The following is a 17,278-nucleotide window of genomic DNA, read 5'->3' on the forward strand; positions in this document are numbered from 1 at the left end:
GCGGTGGAACACTGCTCCCTGTGGGAGCGAGCTTGCTCGCGATGGCAATGTCAGACTCGGCAGATTATTTGAGTGAACTACTGGCCCAACTTCACCTTGGTCCAGCCACGGGTCATGATCCGCTGGATGGCGATCGGCTGGTCCGGCACGGCATAGAGCGTGGCCATCACCGCTTCCGGCGGGTAGGAGCCCGGATCGTTGCGGATCGCCTCATCGACCAACGGTGTGGCCGCCGCGTTGGCGTTGCTGTAGCCGATGTTGTTGGTGATGTCGGCGATCACGTCGGGGCGCATCAGGAAGTTCATGAACAGGTAAGCGTTCTCGACGTTGGCGGCATCGCGCGGGATGGCCAGCATGTCATAGAAGCTGGCGGCGCCTTCTTTCGGGATGCTGTAGTCGATCTTCACTTTGTTCCCGGCTTCCTGGGCGCGGGCCTTGGCCTGCAGCACGTCGCCGGAGTAACCCACGGCCACGCAGATGTTGCCGTTGGCCAGGTCCGAGATGTATTTCGACGAATGGAAGTACGCCACGTTCGGGCGAATCTTCATGAACAGCGCCTCGGCTTCAGCGATGTGCTGTTTGTTCTGATCGTTCACCGGGTAGCCCAGGTAGTGCAGGGCGGTCGGGATCATTTCTGTCGGCGAGTCGAGGAAGCTGATGCCGCAGGCTTTCAGCTTCTCGGCGTTTTCCGGTTTGAACAGCAGGTCCCAGGAATTGGTCGGGGCGTTGCTGCCCAGCACCTCCTTGACTTTCTGCGGGTTGAAGCCGATGCCGATCGAGCCCCACATGTAGGGGATGGCGTGGGCGTTATCGGGATCGCTCGCGGAGGCGTTTTTCAGCAACACCGGGTTGAGGTTTTTCCAGTTCGCAAGCTTCGATTTGTCCAGCGTCTGGTAGACGCCGGCCTTGATCTGCTTGGCCAGGAAACTGTTGGACGGCACGACGATGTCGTAGCCGGATTTGCCCGCCAGCAGGCGTGCTTCAAGGGTTTCGTTGCTGTCGAACACATCGTAGGTCACCTGGATGCCGGTCTCGTCTTCGAACTTCCTGACGGTATCCGGGCCAATGTAATCCGACCAGTTGTAGACGCGCAGAACCTTGTCATTGGCCTGGGCGCCAGTGGCGATTGCGCCCAATAAGGACAGTGTCAGCAGAGTCCTGCCAAGCATTTTCATCGGTACAACTCCATTTCTTTTCTTATTCAAATCACGCAGTAAATAAGCTTTCACGCTCCTTGTAGGAGCGAGCCTGCTCGCGAAAAACTCAATGACGACGCGTTCATTCAGATAGCCCACGCCTTCGTTGACGTCCATCGCGAGCATGCTCGCTCCTACAGGGGGTGGTGCTAGGCCGCTGCTTCTGCCATTTGCTTTTTCGGTTGTTGCCAGGATTCGCTGGCGGTCTGGTCCATGGCTTCCTGGATCGCGCGCTTGCGGCTTTCTTCGGCACGACGGCTGAAGTACCAGACCATGAAGGTCACGATCGACACCGCCAGCAGAATCAGGCTGGCCACGGCATTGATCTCGGGTTTGACCCCCAGACGCACCGCCGAGAACACTTCCATCGGCAGGGTCGTGGAACCCGGACCCGACACGAAGCTCGCCAGCACCAGGTCATCGAGGGACAGGGCGAAGGACATCATGCCGCCGGCCGCTAGTGACGGCGCGATCATCGGGATGGTGATCAGGAAAAACACCTTGAACGGCTTCGCACCCAGGTCCATGGCCGCTTCTTCGATGGATAGGTCCAGCTCGCGAAGGCGGGCGGAGACTACCACCGCGACGTAGGCCGCACAAAACGTGGTGTGGGCGATCCAGATGGTGACAATGCCGCGCTCCTGCGGCCAGCCGATCAGCTGCGCCATGGCCACGAACAGCAGCAACAGCGACAGACCGGTGATCACCTCTGGCATTACCAGCGGCGCAGTCACCAGGCCACCGAACAGGGTACGACCCTTGAAGCGTGTAACGCGGGTCAACACGAACGCTGCAAGCGTACCCAGCGCCACCGCCGCGACGGCGGTGTAGCAGGCGATTTCCAGCGAGCGCACCACCGACCCCATCAGTTGGGTGTTGTCGAGCAAACCGGCATACCACTTGAACGACCAGCCGCCCCACACCGTCACCAGCTTCGAGGCGTTGAACGAGTAGATCACCAGGATCAGCATCGGCAGGTAGATAAACGACAGGCCGAAAATCAGCATGAACTTTGAAAATCCGAAGCGTTTCATCCCCGTGCCTCCATCTCTTTGGCCTGGCTGCGGTTGAACAGCAGAATCGGCACAATCAGGATCAACAGCATCACCACCGCCAGGGCAGACGCCACCGGCCAGTCGCGGTTGTTGAAGAACTCTTGCCACAACACACGGCCGATCATCAGGGTTTCCGGGCCGCCGAGCAGTTCCGGAATCACGAACTCACCGACCACCGGGATGAACACCAGCATGCAGCCGGCGATGATGCCGTTCCTGGCCAACGGCACGGTGATTTTCCAGAAGCTGTTGAAGGTGCTCGAACCCAGGTCCGATGCGGCTTCCAGCAGGCTCTGGTCATGCTTGACCAGGTTGGCGTACAGCGGCAGCACCATGAACGGCAGGTACGCATATACGACGCCTATGTAGACGGCGGTGTTGGTGTTGAGGATCTCGATCGGGTGATCGATCAGCCCGGTCCACAGCAGGAAGGCATTGAGCAGACCGTTGTTGCTGAGGATGCCCATCCACGCATACACACGGATCAGGATCGCGGTCCAGGTCGGCATCATGATCAGCAGCATCAGAACGTTCTGCGCTTCCTTGCTGGCCTTGGTGATGGCGTAGGCCATCGGGAACCCGATCACCAGGCACATCAGGGTGCTGAACAGCGCGACCTTCAACGAACCCAGGTAGGCGGAGAGGTACAGCTCATCTTCGCCCAGCAGGGAGTAGTTGCCGATGTTGAGCAACAGCTGGAATTTCTGCTCGGCGTAGGTGTAGATCTCCGAGTAGGGCGGAATGGCCAGGGCTGCTTCCGAGAAGCTGATCTTCATCACCAGGAAGAACGGCAACAGGAAAAACAGGCACAGCCACAGGAACGGAATCCCGATGACGAACTTGCGCCCGCTGGGGACCCATCTCAGGAATTGCTGATTGAAGGTTTTCATGCGCGCAGTACCACGCCGCTGTCGTCTTCCCACCACACGTAGACCTGATCGTCCCAGGTCGGACGCGCGCCACGGCGTTCGGCGTTGGCCATGAACGACTGGACGATCTTGCCGCCAGGCAGCTCGACGTAGAACACCGAGTGGCCGCCGAGGTAGGCGATGTCATGCACCTTGCCGCTGGACCAGTTGTAGCGGTTCTCGGGTTTGAGGGTGCTGACCAGCAATTTTTCCGGGCGGATCGCGTAGGTGATCGACTTGTCCTGCACCGAGGTGCTGACGCCGTGGCCGACGTAGATCTTCTGCTCCAGGTCCGGGCTGTGGATGATCGCGTGACCTTCCAGGTCTTCAACCACGGTGCCGTCGAAGGCGTTCACGTTGCCGATGAATTCGCAGACCATGCGGCTGACGGGGGCTTCATAGATGTCGACCGGGCTGCCGATCTGGGCGATCCAGCCCAGGTGCATGATCGCGATGCGCTGGGCCATGGTCATGGCCTCTTCCTGGTCGTGGGTCACCATCACGCAGGTCACGCCGACGCGCTCGATGATTTCCACCAGCTCCAGCTGCATTTGCGAACGCAGCTTTTTATCCAGGGCGCCCATCGGTTCGTCGAGCAGCAGCAGTTTCGGACGCTTGGCCAGGGAACGGGCCAGGGCCACGCGCTGACGCTGGCCGCCGGACAGTTGGTGCGGCTTGCGCTTGGCGTACTGGGTCATGTGCACCAGGCGCAGCATCTCCTGCACGCGGGCTTCGATTTCGGCCGCTGGCAAACGGTCCTGCTTGAGGCCGAAGGCGATGTTCTGCGCCACCGTCATGTGCGGGAACAGCGCGTAGGACTGGAACATCATGTTGATCGGTCGTTCGTACGGCGGCATGTCGGTGATGTCGACACCGTCGAGCAGAATCCGCCCTTCGGTCGGGCGCTCGAAACCGGCGAGCATGCGCAGCAGGGTCGATTTGCCGGAGCCGGAACCGCCGAGCAGGGCGAAGATTTCACCCTGGTGGATTTCCAGGGACACATCGTCCACCGCGGTGGTTTCGTCGAATTTCTTGGTGACGCGATCGACTTTCACCAACACCTTTTTCGGTGCCTGGTGACCTTCAATTGCCTTCCTGTAAGTGCTGGAGGCGTTTGCCATGTGAAACTCCCAACAGGTTTCAGTCGCCAGGCCAACACGGCCCGGCTTAATAGTGGATTGCAAACCCGAGGCGGGTGATGCCATTCAATTCACTCGCGTCGCCCTGTAGGATCTGGCTTGCCAGCGAAGGCGGTCTGTCAGTCGGCAAAGATGTCGAATGTCAGGACCTCATCGCTGGCAAGCCAGCTCCTACAGGGGTGCTGCGCTTGACCCGCTCGGGTTTATTCGGCGCCGCCATCCTGGCTGCCTTTCGTACTTGTTGTTATTGCAGTGTGTTGTTGTCGCGGGTCACGGACGCGCAAAGGCACGCCCGCCTGACCCGCGGGGGCAGAAAATCGTTTGTTCGTGTTTTTTCGTCAGCGCGAGTGACGCAGCGCCGCCCGTTGCCGGCAGGCTTCGCCGAACGCCTGGAAAATACTCAAATAAGGCGGGTTGTTCAGAACCTGCCATTCCGGATGCCATTGCACGCCGAGGGCGAAGGCCTTGCTGTTCTCCACCGACACCGCCTCGATCAGGCCATCGGGTGCGACGCCTTCGGCGCGCAGGCCGGGCGCCAGGCGGTCGATGCCCTGGCTGTGAATCGAGTTGACCTGGAACACCGCCGGCAGGTCCAGCGCTTCGAACACGCCACCGGGCTGCACCTTCACCGCGTGGGCCGACGCGTATTGCACAGCCAGGTCCGGGTGGTTGGCTTCGCGATGATCGAGGAAGCCTGGGAGTTCATGGACTTTTTGATGCAGGCTGCCACCGAACGCCACGTTCATTTCCTGGAAACCCCGGCAGATGCCGAGGACCGGAACGCCGGCAGCGATGGCTGCGCGGATCAGCGGCAGGGTGGTGCGGTCCCGTTGCGGATCGTGCTCCGTACCGGGGGCGCTGTCGGGGCCTTGATAGTGGAAGGGTTCCACGTTCGACGGCGAGCCGGTCAGCAACAGACCGTCGAGCTGCGGCAGCAGGTCATCGATTTCGGTCAGTTCAGCCAGGGAAGGAATGACGACAGGCAGCCCCAGCGCCGCGACGCTGACAGCACGCAAGTACTTGTCGCCGCTGACGTGGTAGGGGTGCAGGCCAATCTGTTTGACGCACGCAGTAACGCCGATCAATGGCTTGAATGCCATTTTTATCACCTCGAAGTTTCACACTTGAACGAGCTTTTCCGGAGCTTAGCCTCGTTGATTTTAATTAACAACTCCCATGTAAAAAATTCTAAACGCCAAACGTCCGATCTTCAGGGTTTACGCGTGTTTGAGGGCTTTTCTGGCACTCTCGTCCTTCTGGAAGGCCCGAAAATAAACGCTGAGCGGCTGAGTGTTCGCTATTGACTTCACTTTGCCTTTCGGATTGACTGGGCTCGTGAAAGGGCGGTGAACATAATAATTAACAGTAAAAAATAGGTGCATCATGTCGGTCCCTCTGCGTGCCGTTCAACTCAACGAAGCAAACGCATTCCTTAAGAAACATCCTGAGGTTTTGTACGTCGACCTTCTGATTGCGGATATGAACGGTGTGGTGCGCGGCAAGCGCATCGAGCGCACCAGTCTTCATAAGGTTTACGAGAAAGGCATCAACCTGCCGGCGTCTCTGTTTGCTCTGGACATCAACGGTTCCACGGTGGAAAGCACCGGCCTGGGTCTGGACATCGGCGATTCCGACCGGATCTGCTACCCGATCCCGGGCACCCTGAGCATCGAACCCTGGCAGAAGCGCCCGACTGCGCAACTGCTGATGACCATGCACGAACTCGAAGGCGAGCCATTCTTCGCCGACCCGCGGGAAGTGCTGGCCAATATTGTGCGCAAGTTCGACGACATGGGCCTGACCATCTGCGCCGCGTTCGAACTGGAGTTCTACCTGATCGACCAGGACAACGTGAACGGTCGTCCGCAATCGCCACGTTCGCCGGTATCCGGCAAGCGTCCGATGTCGACCCAGGTGTACCTGATCGACGACCTCGACGAATACGTCGACTGCCTGCAAGACATCCTCGAAGGCGCGAAAGAGCAGGGCATCCCGGCCGACGCCATCGTCAAGGAAAGCGCCCCGGCGCAATTCGAAGTCAACCTGCACCACGTGGCTGACCCGATCAAGGCGTGCGACTACGCGGTTCTGCTCAAGCGTCTGGTGAAGAACATCGCCTACGACCACGAGATGGACACCACCTTCATGGCCAAGCCGTATCCGGGCCAGGCAGGTAACGGTCTGCACGTGCACATTTCGATTCTCGACAAAGAAGGCAACAACATCTTTGCCAGCGAGGATCCCGAGCAGAACGCCGCGCTGCGTCACGCGATCGGCGGTGTGCTCGAGACCCTGCCGGCGCAGATGGCGTTCCTCTGCCCCAACGTCAACTCCTACCGTCGTTTCGGCGCGCAGTTCTACGTGCCGAACTCGCCGAGCTGGGGCATCGACAACCGCACCGTGGCTGTCCGTGTACCCACCGGCTCAAAGGACGCCGTGCGCATCGAGCATCGTGTAGCCGGTGCCGACGCCAACCCGTACCTGCTGATGGCTTCGGTATTGGCGGGTGTGCACCACGGCCTGACCAACCAGATCGAACCGGGCGCCCCGGTGGAAGGCAACAGCTACGAGCAGAACGAGCAGAGCCTGCCGAACAACCTGCGCGATGCCCTGCGCGAACTGGACGACAGCGAAGTCATGGCGCGCTACATCGACCCGATGTACATCGACGTGTTCGTGGCGTGCAAGGAAAGCGAGCTGGCCGAGTTCGAGAACTCCATCTCGGACCTTGAGTACAACTGGTACCTGCATACCGTTTGATGGCGTTGGCGGCGTACACAAAAAGCTGTGTACGCCGCCGACCCCTGTAGGAGCCGGCTTGCTGGCGATAGCGGCGGACCCTCCAGCATTGATGGCGCCTGACACTCCGCTTTCGCCAGCAAGCCGGCTCCTACAAGGATCGCATTTCATTTTTTGATTGGGCGGGCATCAGTCCGACGATCACTCAATTCCCCTGCGTCGAGTCACAACCATGACAAACACTCGCAGCGATTGGGAGCAACGCTTCCAGTCCCTCTCAATTGAAGGTCGCGCATTCATTGACGGCCAGTACTGCGCGGCCGCCAGTGGCGCCACGTTCGAATGCATCAGCCCGGTAGACGGTCGTTTCCTGGCCAACGTCGCCAGCACCGACGAAGCCGACGCCAATGCCGCGGTCGCCGTGGCGCGCCGCACCTTCGAATCCGGCGTCTGGGCCAACCTGGCCCCGGCCGAGCGCAAGCGCATCCTCATCCGTTTCGCCGACCTGATCCTGGCCAACCGTGAAGAACTGGCCCTGCTCGAAACCCTCGACATGGGCAAGCCGATCAGCGACTCCATGAACATCGACATTCCGGCGACCGCCAACGCGATCCGCTGGACCGCCGAAGCCATCGACAAGATCTACGACGAAGTCGCCGCCACGCCCCAGGATCAACTGGGCCTGGTGACGCGCGAAGCGGCCGGCGTGGTCGCGGCCATCGTGCCGTGGAACTTCCCGTTGATCATGGCCAGCTGGAAATTCGCCCCGGCCCTGGCAATGGGCAACTCATTCATCCTCAAGCCTTCGGAAAAGTCCCCGCTGACGGCGATCCGCATCGCGCAGTTGGCCCTGGAAGCGGGCATCCCGAAAGGCGTGTTCAGCGTCCTGCCGGGCTACGGTCACACCGTCGGCAAGGCGCTGGCGTTGCACATGGACGTCGACGTGCTGGCCTTCACCGGCTCCACGGCGATCGCCAAGCAACTGATGATCTACGCCGGACAAAGCAACATGAAGCGCGTTTGGGCAGAAGCGGGGGGCAAGAGCCCGAACGTGGTGTTTGCCGACGCGCCGGACTTGCGCGCGGCAGCACAGGCGGCGGCCAGCGGCATCGCGTTCAACCAGGGCGAAGTCTGCACCGCCGGTTCGCGCTTGCTGGTGGAACGTTCGATTCGCGAGCAATTCATGCCATTGCTGGTGGAAGCCCTGCAAGCCTGGAAGCCGGGGCACGCGCTCGATCCTGCGACGACCGTCGGCGCGGTGGTCGACCAGCGTCAGCTGGAAAACGTATTGCGCTATATCGAAGTCGGCAAGCAGCAGGGCGGTCAACTGATCGCCGGCGGCAGCCGCACCCTCGAAGACACCGGTGGCCTGTACGTGGAACCGGCGATTTTCGACGGCGTGACTAATGCCATGACCATCGCCCGGGAAGAAATCTTCGGCCCGGTGCTGTCGGTCATCACCTTCGACACCGCTGAAGAAGCCTTGGCGATTGCCAACGACAGCGTCTACGGCCTGGCCGCCGGCGTATGGACCGGCAACCTGAGCAAGGCCCACACCTTCGCCCGTGGCTTGCGTGCCGGCAGCGTCTGGGTCAACCAGTACGACGGCGGCGACATGACCGCGCCGTTCGGCGGGTTCAAGCAGTCGGGTAACGGTCGGGACAAATCGCTGCACGCGTTCGACAAGTACACCGAACTCAAAGCGACCTGGATCAAGCTTTAAGACCTTTTGAACGGCGGTCGCCTGCACGTTGCCGGCGGCCATCGGAGAAACCTATGAAACAAGATTCCGTTAAACAAAAGCATGTAAACAGCTACTACGCCGCCACCCGCAACTTCACCGGCGATTTCCCGGTGCTGGAAGGGGCGGTGGACTGCGACGTCTGCGTGATCGGCGCCGGCTATACCGGCCTGTCCTCGGCGCTGTTCCTCGCCGAAGCGGGCTACAGCGTGACCGTGCTCGAAGCGGCCAAGGTCGGTTTCGGCGCCAGCGGTCGCAACGGCGGCCAACTGGTCAACTCCTACAGCCGCGACGTCGATGTCATCGAAGAGCGCTATGGCGACAAGACCGCCGAAATTCTCGGCAGCATGATTTTCGAAGGCGCCGACATCATTCGTCAGCGCATACAGCACTACGACATCCAGTGCGATTACCGCCCCGGCGGTATCTTCGCGGCAATGAACAAGAAGCAGCTCAAGGGCCTGGCCGAGCAGAAGAAGAGCTGGGAACGCTACGGCAACAAGAACCTGACACTGCTCGGCGAAGCCGACATCAAACGCGAAGTCGGTTCCGATGCCTACGTCGGCGGCCTGCTGGACATGCAGGGCGGCCACATTCACCCGCTGAACCTGGCCCTCGGCGAAGCCTCGGCCATCATCGGCCTGGGCGGCAAGATCTACGAGCAATCGGCGGCGGTGGAAATCAACTACGGCGAGCCGATCACTGTGCGCACCGCCAAAGGCCTGGTGCGGGCCAAGTACCTGTTGATCGCCGGTAACGCCTACCTGCCACAGGGCCTCGACAACCGCGTGACCAGCAAGAGCATGCCGTGCGGTTCGCAGATCGTCGTCACCGAGCCGTTGTCGGAAAAACAGGCCCGCAGCCTGATCAGGAACAACTACTGCGTCGAAGACTGCAACTACCTGCTCGACTACTACCGCCTGACCGCAGACAACCGCCTGCTGTACGGCGGTGGCGTGGTCTACGGCGCTCGTGAGCCGGACGACATCGATCAACTGATCCGCCCGAAAATCCTCAAGACCTTCCCGCAATTGAAAGACGTGAAGATCGACTACCGCTGGACCGGCAACTTCCTGCTGACCATGTCGCGCATGCCGCAATTCGGCCGTATCGAGAAAAACGCCTACTACATGCAGGGCTACAGCGGTCACGGCGTCACGTGTTCGCACCTGGCCGGCAAACTGATCTCGGAAATGATCCGTGGCGATGCCGAGCGTTTCGACGCGTTTGCCTCGCTGCCACACATGCCAATGATCGGCGGGCGCACTTTCTCGGCACCGTTGACCGCCCTCGGCGCCGTGTACTACTCGCTGCGCGACCGTTTCGGCATCTAGGCTTTACCTCGCCGGCGGCATCTCCCCAAAGGGTGCCGCCGGTTTTTTAATACCAGAAACACCGCCGTCCCCTGTAGGAGCCAGCTTGCTGGCGAAGAGGCCATATCAGTCAAAATAGATGGCGCCTGACACACCGCTTTCGCGAGCAGGCTCGCTCCCACAGGTTGTGCAACTTCATGGCAAATGGCTATTTTTCCAGCCGTCCATCGAACCTGCTGAGCATTACGAATAAACATGATTTAATAGCCGCCTTTCACGTTTCCGGGACCGGAAAACGGCGTGATCCGCGCCTGCTCTCCACCCCTCCATTATCCTTGTAGGAGCGAGCTTGCTCGCGATAGCGGCGGTTCAGTCAACATCAATGTTGAAGGTCAAATCAGAATCGCGAGCAAGCTCGCTCCTACGGGTTGGCACATAAGGCTGTCATGGACACGGGCTCACGACTCAAATTAGTACGCGAAAGCTACAAACTGTCCCAGCGCGAGCTGGCCCGGCGTAGCGGCGTCACCAATGCAACCATCTCCCTGATCGAACAGAATCGGGTCAGTCCTTCCGTCAGCTCTCTGAAAAAGTTGCTGGAGGGCATCCCCATGTCCCTGGCCGACTTCTTCACCTTCGATCAGCCACCACGCGAACACCAGTACGTCTTCCGCGCCAACGAACAGCCCGACCTCGGCCGTCATGGCCTGCGCCTGCTGCTGATCGGCGCGTCCGTGCCAAGCCGGCAGATGCGCCTGCTGCGCGAGCAATACGCGCCGGGCGCCAGTTCGGGTGAAGAGCCGATCGTGCATTCCGAAGGCGAGGAGTGTGGGTTGGTGACACGGGGTACCGTGGAGTTGACCGTGGACGGGCAGGTGAGTGTACTGAATGCCGGGGATGGCTATTATTTCCCGACGACCTTGCCGCATCGGTTTCGCAATATCGGCGCGGATGAGGCTGAAATTATCAGTGCCAACACGCCGGCTAACTTCTGATTACGACGATGCGTGATTCGGCTGCTGGCTGAGCCTGCATTGACCGTGGATGATAAAAAATCCGATGCCCATTCAGGCATCGGATTTTTTTATGCGGCCAAAGATCATGCAATTGGGCTTCATTGAGCGTTTTGAGGCCGCTCTTTCATGACGTCACGGCCTTGCACTGGTTGCGCAGGTCGTCGTTATGGATATTTTCGCACCCTGTACCACGTTGCTTCGCCCTGCAATTCGCAGCCCGGCAGGAGCAAGCTCCCTCGCCACAAAGGAACAAGCCCCGCAAATTTTTCAAGCGTCAAGATTGAACGTTCGTCGGATGGCGGGTTGCTACCATCGCAATTGCCTGCCGATATCGACACGGCTGCTACGCTTGGTCGTTGCAGTGCCCGAGCCCTTTCCTGGCTCACGCTGCAAGGCTAATCACGGAGTACGACATCCATTCCTGTCGGTAACCTGCACGGAGGCAGGCGATGGTGATCATGAGCATGGCCGATTCGGCTGCGGCGGGGGTTCCCGTGCCGCTCGATCGGGAAGAAATCGAGCGGGTGCTGGCGCTGTTGCTGGCCAGCCCGTTGTTTGCCAAGTCCAGGCGCATGGGCAGTCTGTTGCGCTTTCTGGTCGAGCACGACCTTCAGGCTTGCAATACGCCGCTGACCGAACACGCCATCGGCATCGCGGTGTTTCGTCGTGACCCGGCAGTGTATTGCACGGGCGACGATCCGGTGGTGCGAGTGCAGGTGGGGCGCTTGCGGCGCAAGCTCGCAGCGCATTACGCCGGCAACGGCCAGCAGGACCCGGTGCGCTTGAGCATTCCACCCGGGTGTTATCGCTTGACCTATCAGCGGCTGCGGCCCAAGGCCGTCGGCACTCGCCATCCTGTGGTCCAGATCCAGCCGTTTACCTGCCTCACCCGCGATGGCGATGACTTTACCCGGGGCTTGTGCGAGGAGTTGAGCTGCCGACTGTTCGAGTCGTTCGAGCAGGCGCAGACCGGGACCAATCCTGTGTTGATGCGGGTGGCACGCAACAGTGAGCCGGTACCGGACTTCAAGCGTGGCGGGCGTTGCAGCTATTGCCTGGAGGGCAGCGTGTGGGTCGAGCCTTCGCGGGTGCGAGCGTCATTGCGCCTGGTGGAGGTGGCGCAGGGACGGATTCGCTGGTCGGCGCAGTTCGATCGTGATCGACCCTATGGCATCGCCACTCAGGAGGACCTCGCGCAGTCGATCTGTCGCTCGCTGACGGGTTACTTCACCACAGCGGGCAACGAGGAGTGAAAGGGGCAACCGCAAGGTTGCCCCGGCATGACGGTTACACGGTTTTCCACTGACCGCCTTCGTAAAGGCGACCTGCGGTGTTATCGAACGTCAGGTCGATTTCGATCGCCTTGGAGCGTGAGGTACTGAACATGGTGCTGGTCTGTACGTTCTGTTCGAACCACACGAGGATGGTTTCCACCGGCGTCAGCACGGTATTGCCGGTGACGACCGGGTTTACGGCCACGTAGATCGGCGTACTGACCTGGTTGCCATCGATGCCGGTGGACAGCTGGTTGACCCCCGGATGAATCGGCGCGTAGTTGTTCACGAAACTCAGGGAAGTTTCCGGGCCACCGGTTACTGCTGAGCTCAGCAGGCCGCTTGGATCGAGTGTTGAGGTTTGCCCCAGGCCAATGTTGACGATGTTGGTCGAGACTTTGACTTGCACGTTTTCCTTGAACACGTTGGAGGCGAACAGCTGATACTGCGGTGTCCAGCTGAACTCGTTGTTGCTCAGGTAAGCGTCATAGGACTGCCAGACCACGTTGTAGTCGGCGTCACCCACCTTCTTGGCAAAGCACAGCTTGTAGCCGGACTTCTTCAGCAGCGTCAGGTCGCCAGCGGCGATTTCGATGGTGACGGTTTTTTGCGAAGCCGCCAGGGCTGACCTCAGTACCCGGCCGTAATCAGCCGCCTTCAGTTGTGTTGGCGTTGCACCCATGATCGACTTGACGGCTTCTTGCACATCATTGTGAAGCTGCTGGCTCTGTTGGCTGACAGCGATTGATTTGCTCATGGTTTCCCTCTTCCTTGGTGGTGTGTTGGGCAATCAATGGGCGGCTGGCGCCTGGCGCTACAGTCCATTGACGGCTTCACTTTAGGGGCGAGGGGCAGGGCGGCTAAGTGTCTTGGCGTTACAAGCGGGTATCGGGGTTGTATCAGGGGCTGAGTCAGCGGGGCAGCCGATCGGCCGCCCCGCCTTGACCTCAGGCGGCCTGGGCACCGGCCCAGACGAAGTTCCAGCTGGTGCGTTTGCCCTTGGCGATCTCGATCAGCTTGTTCTCGTACACCGTGTGATTGACCACGCCGGTGTAGGTCAGGGTGCGGGCGGCGTTGGTCCCGGTGACCTCGCCCGGCTTGCCGCCCGACTCGACCATGGCTTTTTTCATGTCGGCTTCCGACGGGGCGCTGCTCTGGTTTTTTTCCACTTTGACGAAACTCATGATTCACCTCTTCCGTGATGGGGGGATCGGTGTCGGCGCAGGCCGACAAGTCGACGACCCTGTTCCACACCGACGGCCATACTCTATTGGCCCGTTCGGCGGCGCAGAAGTGACAACTGAGGCGCTGAGGTAACAATCGGGAAACAGCGCCAGGCATTGAAGTATCTGCGACGTATCAGGCGTGGATTCACATCGAAGAAGGTTACGGCGAATGCCCGGACGTGAGACCTGGCTTCGAGCGGATGAGCGCAGAAGGTTTATGGCTCTGTGCCTCGATGGAACCAACTTCGTCAACAGCGTCTAAATTTCAGGGAATATTCCCGCCAGGAAGGAGTGACTCATGTTCAGGTCTCGATCATTGATTGCAGCGATTACCTGTTTGACTCTGGTCAGCGGCCCGCTGACGGCGCTGGCTGATCCCGGTAACGGCCAGGGCAACGGGAAGGCAAGCCATGGCAATCAGGGCAGTCATGGCAACAAGAACAAGAATTCCGGCGGCGGCGAGTGGAGCAATGGCCCGAGCATCAATCGTGGCAGCGTGCTCGAGATCATTGGCGGGAATACGGGCTACTGGAGCCCCGGGCCGGCCTTGCCACCGGGTATTCAAAAGAACCTCGCCCGAGGCAAGCCGCTTCCACCCGGCATTGCCAAAAAACTGGATGGCCGACTGGTCGGCAGGCTACCCCACTATGATGGTTACGAGTGGCAGCAAGTCGGTACGGATTTGATCCTGGTAGCGCTGGCCACCGGGGTCATTTATGAGATTCTCGACGGTGCGTTTGATTAACCTGTGGAAGGTCGTCTTCCTGCTGATTCAAGGTACTGCAGCCGTCTGTCGTGACAACTTGAACTGTCTGAGGGATATCGCGTCATAAGTCACGCGATCTCAACCTCCTACGGAAGCAATCATGCTTTTTAAAAACAAGAGTCTCGTTGCTGTAATGTCCTGCGCCATGATGCTTGCAGCCGCCCCGTTACTTCCTGATGGCCTGTCGATCATGGGTTCCGCCTATGCGAAGGACGGCGGTGGAGGCGGTGGCGGTGGAAACGGCGGCGGTGGCGGAAACGGCGGCGGACATGGTGGTGGGAACGGTGGCGGAAACGGCGCTGGCCACGGCGGTGGCATGGGTGGCGGACACGACGGTACAGGCCACTCCGGCAGTAACGGCCGCGGCAACGGGCTGGACAGCGACCATGCCGGCAAATCCGTGCGCGACCATGGCCTCAGCGGGAACCATTTCGGCAGTGAGCGCAATGACGATAACGGGCGTGGCACCACGACCTCAGGTATCGCCCATTCCAAGGATACTCGCGGTATCGCCAAGGCCAGGGCCATTTCGGCTTCGAAGCCAGGTGATCACAACACAAAGGGCTTGAGTAAAGCCGGACTGTCGACCTCGAAAAAATCCCATTGAGTTCGCGGTTGTAGAAATCAGTTTTAGAAAAACAAAGAACCCGTCGAAAGGCGGGTTTTTTGCGACTGCCATTTGGTCACAGGCCATTGCGCCGCTCGCTCCCCCCAACCGGCATATCATTCATTTCCGGCACCCAGGTCGGCTGCGCAACAGGCGATGCACGGACAGAAAACGAGCCACCCGGACACATCGCGCAGTGATTTGCGTCCGCGGGCGATTTGTCATGTTCAGCGTCATTTCAATGTAGATATTAGTCAGCCCAATGCGATTTCAATGAGGCTGCACTGTGTATCAACGACTTGTGTGTTCGCTGTCCGTTTTGAGCCTGTCCATCGCTGCCGCGCAGGCTGCCGAGACGGTCCCCCTCAATACCCCACGCCTGAAAAGCATCGACAACTTCCGCGATGTCGCCGGTCTTGCCACCGCGTACACCACGGCCAATGACGGCACCCTGCGTGGCGGAGTGTTTTACCGCTCCAACGCGCTGACCCCGTCGGCGGCGGACCTGGCAACCCTGAACGGCCTGGGCATCAAGGCTGTCTACGACCTGCGCACGCCCAGCGAGATCGCCGCCACGCCCGACACGATGCTCACGGGCGCGACGTACACCAACATCGACATCATCGGCGGCTCCACGTCTGGCGCGAACGTCACCAACGTCGCGTTCCACAGCGCCGCCGAAGCCACCGCCATGATGCAGGACACCAACCGTGATTTCGTCAGGAACGCGGGGATGCGCAGCAAATTCAACCAGCTGTTCAATGAGCTGGCCGCGGTCGACGGCGCTGCGTTGTTCCATTGCACCGCCGGCAAGGACCGTACCGGCTGGACCGCTGCTGTGCTGCAAAGCATCGCCGGGGTCGACGATGCCACCATCATGAGCAACTACCTGGCGACCAACGACTACACGGCTGCTCGTATCAAGGCGACCCTGGCGGCGATGCCATCGGCCATGGCAACCATTTATGCGCCGCTGATCGGTGTGGAGGCCAGTTACCTGCAGGCCGGTCTGGACCAGGTGACCGCGCAGTACGGCACGATGGATAACTACCTCAAGCAAGGCCTCGGCCTGTCCCAGGAAACAATCTACGTATTGCGCGGCAAGATGGTGTTCTACAACAGCTTGCCTGGCGCGGCAGACCTGGCCGGCAACGCCGCCGCCGGCGCGCAGTTGATGCAACAACTGCAGAACAGCAACCTGTCGGGCAGCTACAGCGCCTACAACTATTACCTGCAGTCGGCCATCGATGCGCGCAGCCTCGGGGGTGTCGAGTCCACCGTCGGCGGTCAGGTACATGCCGACGCTGCCAGCTATCTGTTGCGCCAGGGCGCGATGATCGAACAGGCCGCCGCGCCCTTCACCAGCGGCATCGACCTCAAGACTGGGCAATATCGCCTGTGGAGCACCGCCCTGGCGGGGTATCTGGGCACCGACGGCTCATCTGACGCCTCCAGCAGCAACGAGCATAGCCAGGGCATGATGGTCGGCCTGACCCAGCGCTTTTCCGAACAGCTCAGCGCCCATGCCGGTTTCGGCTACAGCAGCGGCAATGTCGGTGGCGCCGGAGGCGAGGCCGATACCGACCTGACTTTCTTCAGTGTCGGCGCACGCTTTGCACCCAACGGGCTGGAACGTGGCCTGTTCGTGGATGCCGATGCCAGCGCCGGCTACCTGGATTACTCGAGCAAGCGCGAACTCGGTGGCGGACTGGGCACGGCCAAAGGTGACAGTCATGGCAACCTCACCGGCGCGACCCTGGCAGTGGGTTACCGCGTTCCGGTGAACGGCGTGACCCTCGAGCCAAGCCTCGGTGTGCGGGTCAGCCACGTCAACCTGTCGGGCTTCCAGGAAAAAGGCAGCGAGCTGGCCCTGGATGTCGACGGCATCCACGAAACCCGCAAAAGCGCGGTGGCCAACCTCAACGCATCATTTGCACCGGTCGGCCTGGGCGCCTGGCAAGTGGTGCCGGGGGTGCAAGTGGGCTACGAGCATGTGCTGGGCGACCCTGAAACCGACAGTGAAGGGCACCTGCTGGGCCTGGACGTTGAACAGCAAGCCGCCTTCGACAACCGTGACCAGTTCACCGGTGGCGTCAATGTCATGGCCAACCTGGGAGCGTGGAGCGTGGGTGCAGAAATTGGCGCCAGCGGTGGCGGCGACAGCCATGGCTTCAATGGCGGGCTGAAGGCCAGCTATCTGTTCTGACGGGGTCCTTGTGGGGGCGAGCCTGCTCCGGGCGGCGTTCCGACGATGGCGGTCTGACTGAGTACATATCCATTATTTGGGTAACGGCGACT

Annotated in this window: 15 protein-coding genes; 8 read left to right on the top strand and 7 right to left on the bottom strand. The window is 60.4% G+C overall.

Translation table 11 applies throughout. The features are described 5' to 3' along the window. Positions 1 to 77 precede the first annotated feature (77 nt). The 5 genes from PMI31_RS18150 to PMI31_RS18170 form a co-directional block, all read right to left on the bottom strand. Positions 78 to 1,175, bottom strand: a complete 1,098-nt coding sequence (locus PMI31_RS18150) for a polyamine ABC transporter substrate-binding protein (protein ID WP_043302467.1) — start codon at positions 1,173 to 1,175, stop codon at positions 78 to 80. A 170-nt stretch (positions 1,176 to 1,345) separates the two neighbouring features. Next, positions 1,346 to 2,230, bottom strand: a complete 885-nt coding sequence (locus PMI31_RS18155) for an ABC transporter permease subunit (RefSeq protein ID WP_008019690.1) — start codon at positions 2,228 to 2,230, stop codon at positions 1,346 to 1,348. Continuing rightward, on the bottom strand, positions 2,227 to 3,141 hold the full coding sequence (locus PMI31_RS18160; RefSeq protein WP_008019691.1) for an ABC transporter permease subunit: 915 nt from the start codon (positions 3,139 to 3,141) through the stop codon (positions 2,227 to 2,229). Before PMI31_RS18160 ends, PMI31_RS18155 begins: the two co-directional genes overlap by 4 nt. After that, positions 3,138 to 4,280, bottom strand: a complete 1,143-nt coding sequence (potA, locus tag PMI31_RS18165) for a polyamine ABC transporter ATP-binding protein (RefSeq protein WP_008019692.1) — start codon at positions 4,278 to 4,280, stop codon at positions 3,138 to 3,140. The genes PMI31_RS18160 and potA overlap by 4 nt, the downstream gene beginning before the upstream one ends. Before the next feature lie 356 nt (positions 4,281 to 4,636). Further along, positions 4,637 to 5,398: a gamma-glutamyl-gamma-aminobutyrate hydrolase family protein gene (locus PMI31_RS18170; RefSeq protein ID WP_008019693.1), complete on the bottom strand. Its 762-nt coding sequence runs from the start codon at positions 5,396 to 5,398 to the stop codon at positions 4,637 to 4,639. Positions 5,399 to 5,681: 283 nt separating this feature from the next. Between PMI31_RS18170 and PMI31_RS18175 the strand changes: the two genes are divergently transcribed. From PMI31_RS18175 to PMI31_RS18195, 5 genes are all read left to right on the top strand, one after another. Continuing rightward, on the top strand, positions 5,682 to 7,058 hold the full coding sequence (locus PMI31_RS18175) for a glutamine synthetase family protein (protein ID WP_008019695.1): 1,377 nt from the start codon (positions 5,682 to 5,684) through the stop codon (positions 7,056 to 7,058). 211 nt (positions 7,059 to 7,269) lie between these two features. Further along, entirely contained in the window at positions 7,270 to 8,760 is a 1,491-nt protein-coding gene (locus tag PMI31_RS18180; RefSeq protein ID WP_008019696.1) for an aldehyde dehydrogenase, read from the top strand. A gap of 53 nt (positions 8,761 to 8,813) precedes the next feature. Beyond that, on the top strand, positions 8,814 to 10,112 hold the full coding sequence (locus PMI31_RS18185; protein WP_008019697.1) for an NAD(P)/FAD-dependent oxidoreductase: 1,299 nt from the start codon (positions 8,814 to 8,816) through the stop codon (positions 10,110 to 10,112). A gap of 425 nt (positions 10,113 to 10,537) precedes the next feature. Then, entirely contained in the window at positions 10,538 to 11,086 is a 549-nt protein-coding gene (locus PMI31_RS18190; RefSeq protein WP_007975263.1) for a cupin domain-containing protein, read from the top strand. Positions 11,087 to 11,556: 470 nt separating this feature from the next. Continuing rightward, a complete protein-coding gene (locus PMI31_RS18195; RefSeq protein WP_008019698.1) occupies positions 11,557 to 12,360 on the top strand; it encodes a hypothetical protein in 804 nt (267 codons plus the stop codon). Positions 12,361 to 12,394: 34 nt separating this feature from the next. Here the strand turns inward: PMI31_RS18195 and PMI31_RS18200 are convergent, their stop codons facing one another. Continuing rightward, positions 12,395 to 13,138: a hypothetical protein gene (locus tag PMI31_RS18200; protein ID WP_008019699.1), complete on the bottom strand. Its 744-nt coding sequence runs from the start codon at positions 13,136 to 13,138 to the stop codon at positions 12,395 to 12,397. Between the two features lie 190 nt (positions 13,139 to 13,328). Then, the gene (locus PMI31_RS18205; RefSeq protein WP_008019700.1) at positions 13,329 to 13,565 is read right to left on the bottom strand and encodes a hypothetical protein; all 237 of its coding nucleotides are present in this window, start codon (positions 13,563 to 13,565) and stop codon (positions 13,329 to 13,331) included. Between the two features lie 340 nt (positions 13,566 to 13,905). Here PMI31_RS18205 and PMI31_RS18210 point away from each other — a divergent pair, with 340 nt between their 5' ends. From PMI31_RS18210 to PMI31_RS18220, 3 genes are all read left to right on the top strand, one after another. After that, complete coding sequence (locus PMI31_RS18210) at positions 13,906 to 14,352, top strand: anti-virulence regulator CigR family protein (RefSeq protein ID WP_008019702.1); 447 nt, start codon at positions 13,906 to 13,908, stop codon at positions 14,350 to 14,352. Between the two features lie 121 nt (positions 14,353 to 14,473). After that, positions 14,474 to 14,980 (top strand): hypothetical protein, encoded by a 507-nt coding sequence (locus PMI31_RS30950; protein ID WP_008019703.1) that lies wholly within the window; start codon positions 14,474 to 14,476, stop codon positions 14,978 to 14,980. A 286-nt stretch (positions 14,981 to 15,266) separates the two neighbouring features. Continuing rightward, on the top strand, positions 15,267 to 17,186 hold the full coding sequence (locus tag PMI31_RS18220; protein WP_008019705.1) for a tyrosine-protein phosphatase: 1,920 nt from the start codon (positions 15,267 to 15,269) through the stop codon (positions 17,184 to 17,186). Positions 17,187 to 17,278: the final 92 nt, after the last annotated feature.

Source organism: Pseudomonas sp. GM55 (assembly GCF_000282395.1).
In the GTDB taxonomy this organism is placed as follows: Bacteria; Pseudomonadota; Gammaproteobacteria; order Pseudomonadales; family Pseudomonadaceae; genus Aquipseudomonas; species Aquipseudomonas fluorescens_CC.

Bases quoted from the DNA above. Each gene is read 5' to 3' on its own strand.
- PMI31_RS18200 (WP_008019699.1), bottom strand. From the start codon at position 13,138: ATGAGCAAATCAATCGCTGTCAGCCAACAGAGCCAGCAGCTTCACAAT.
- PMI31_RS30950 (WP_008019703.1), top strand. From the start codon at position 14,474: ATGCTTTTTAAAAACAAGAGTCTCGTTGCTGTAATGTCCTGCGCCATG.
- PMI31_RS18170 (WP_008019693.1), bottom strand. From the start codon at position 5,398: ATGGCATTCAAGCCATTGATCGGCGTTACTGCGTGCGTCAAACAGATT.
- PMI31_RS18175 (WP_008019695.1), top strand. From the start codon at position 5,682: ATGTCGGTCCCTCTGCGTGCCGTTCAACTCAACGAAGCAAACGCATTC.
- PMI31_RS18155 (WP_008019690.1), bottom strand. From the start codon at position 2,230: ATGAAACGCTTCGGATTTTCAAAGTTCATGCTGATTTTCGGCCTGTCG.
- PMI31_RS18210 (WP_008019702.1), top strand. From the start codon at position 13,906: ATGTTCAGGTCTCGATCATTGATTGCAGCGATTACCTGTTTGACTCTG.
- PMI31_RS18195 (WP_008019698.1), top strand. From the start codon at position 11,557: ATGGTGATCATGAGCATGGCCGATTCGGCTGCGGCGGGGGTTCCCGTG.
- potA (WP_008019692.1), bottom strand. From the start codon at position 4,280: ATGGCAAACGCCTCCAGCACTTACAGGAAGGCAATTGAAGGTCACCAG.
- PMI31_RS18160 (WP_008019691.1), bottom strand. From the start codon at position 3,141: ATGAAAACCTTCAATCAGCAATTCCTGAGATGGGTCCCCAGCGGGCGC.
- PMI31_RS18180 (WP_008019696.1), top strand. From the start codon at position 7,270: ATGACAAACACTCGCAGCGATTGGGAGCAACGCTTCCAGTCCCTCTCA.
- PMI31_RS18190 (WP_007975263.1), top strand. From the start codon at position 10,538: ATGGACACGGGCTCACGACTCAAATTAGTACGCGAAAGCTACAAACTG.
- PMI31_RS18185 (WP_008019697.1), top strand. From the start codon at position 8,814: ATGAAACAAGATTCCGTTAAACAAAAGCATGTAAACAGCTACTACGCC.
- PMI31_RS18205 (WP_008019700.1), bottom strand. From the start codon at position 13,565: ATGAGTTTCGTCAAAGTGGAAAAAAACCAGAGCAGCGCCCCGTCGGAA.
- PMI31_RS18150 (WP_043302467.1), bottom strand. From the start codon at position 1,175: ATGAAAATGCTTGGCAGGACTCTGCTGACACTGTCCTTATTGGGCGCA.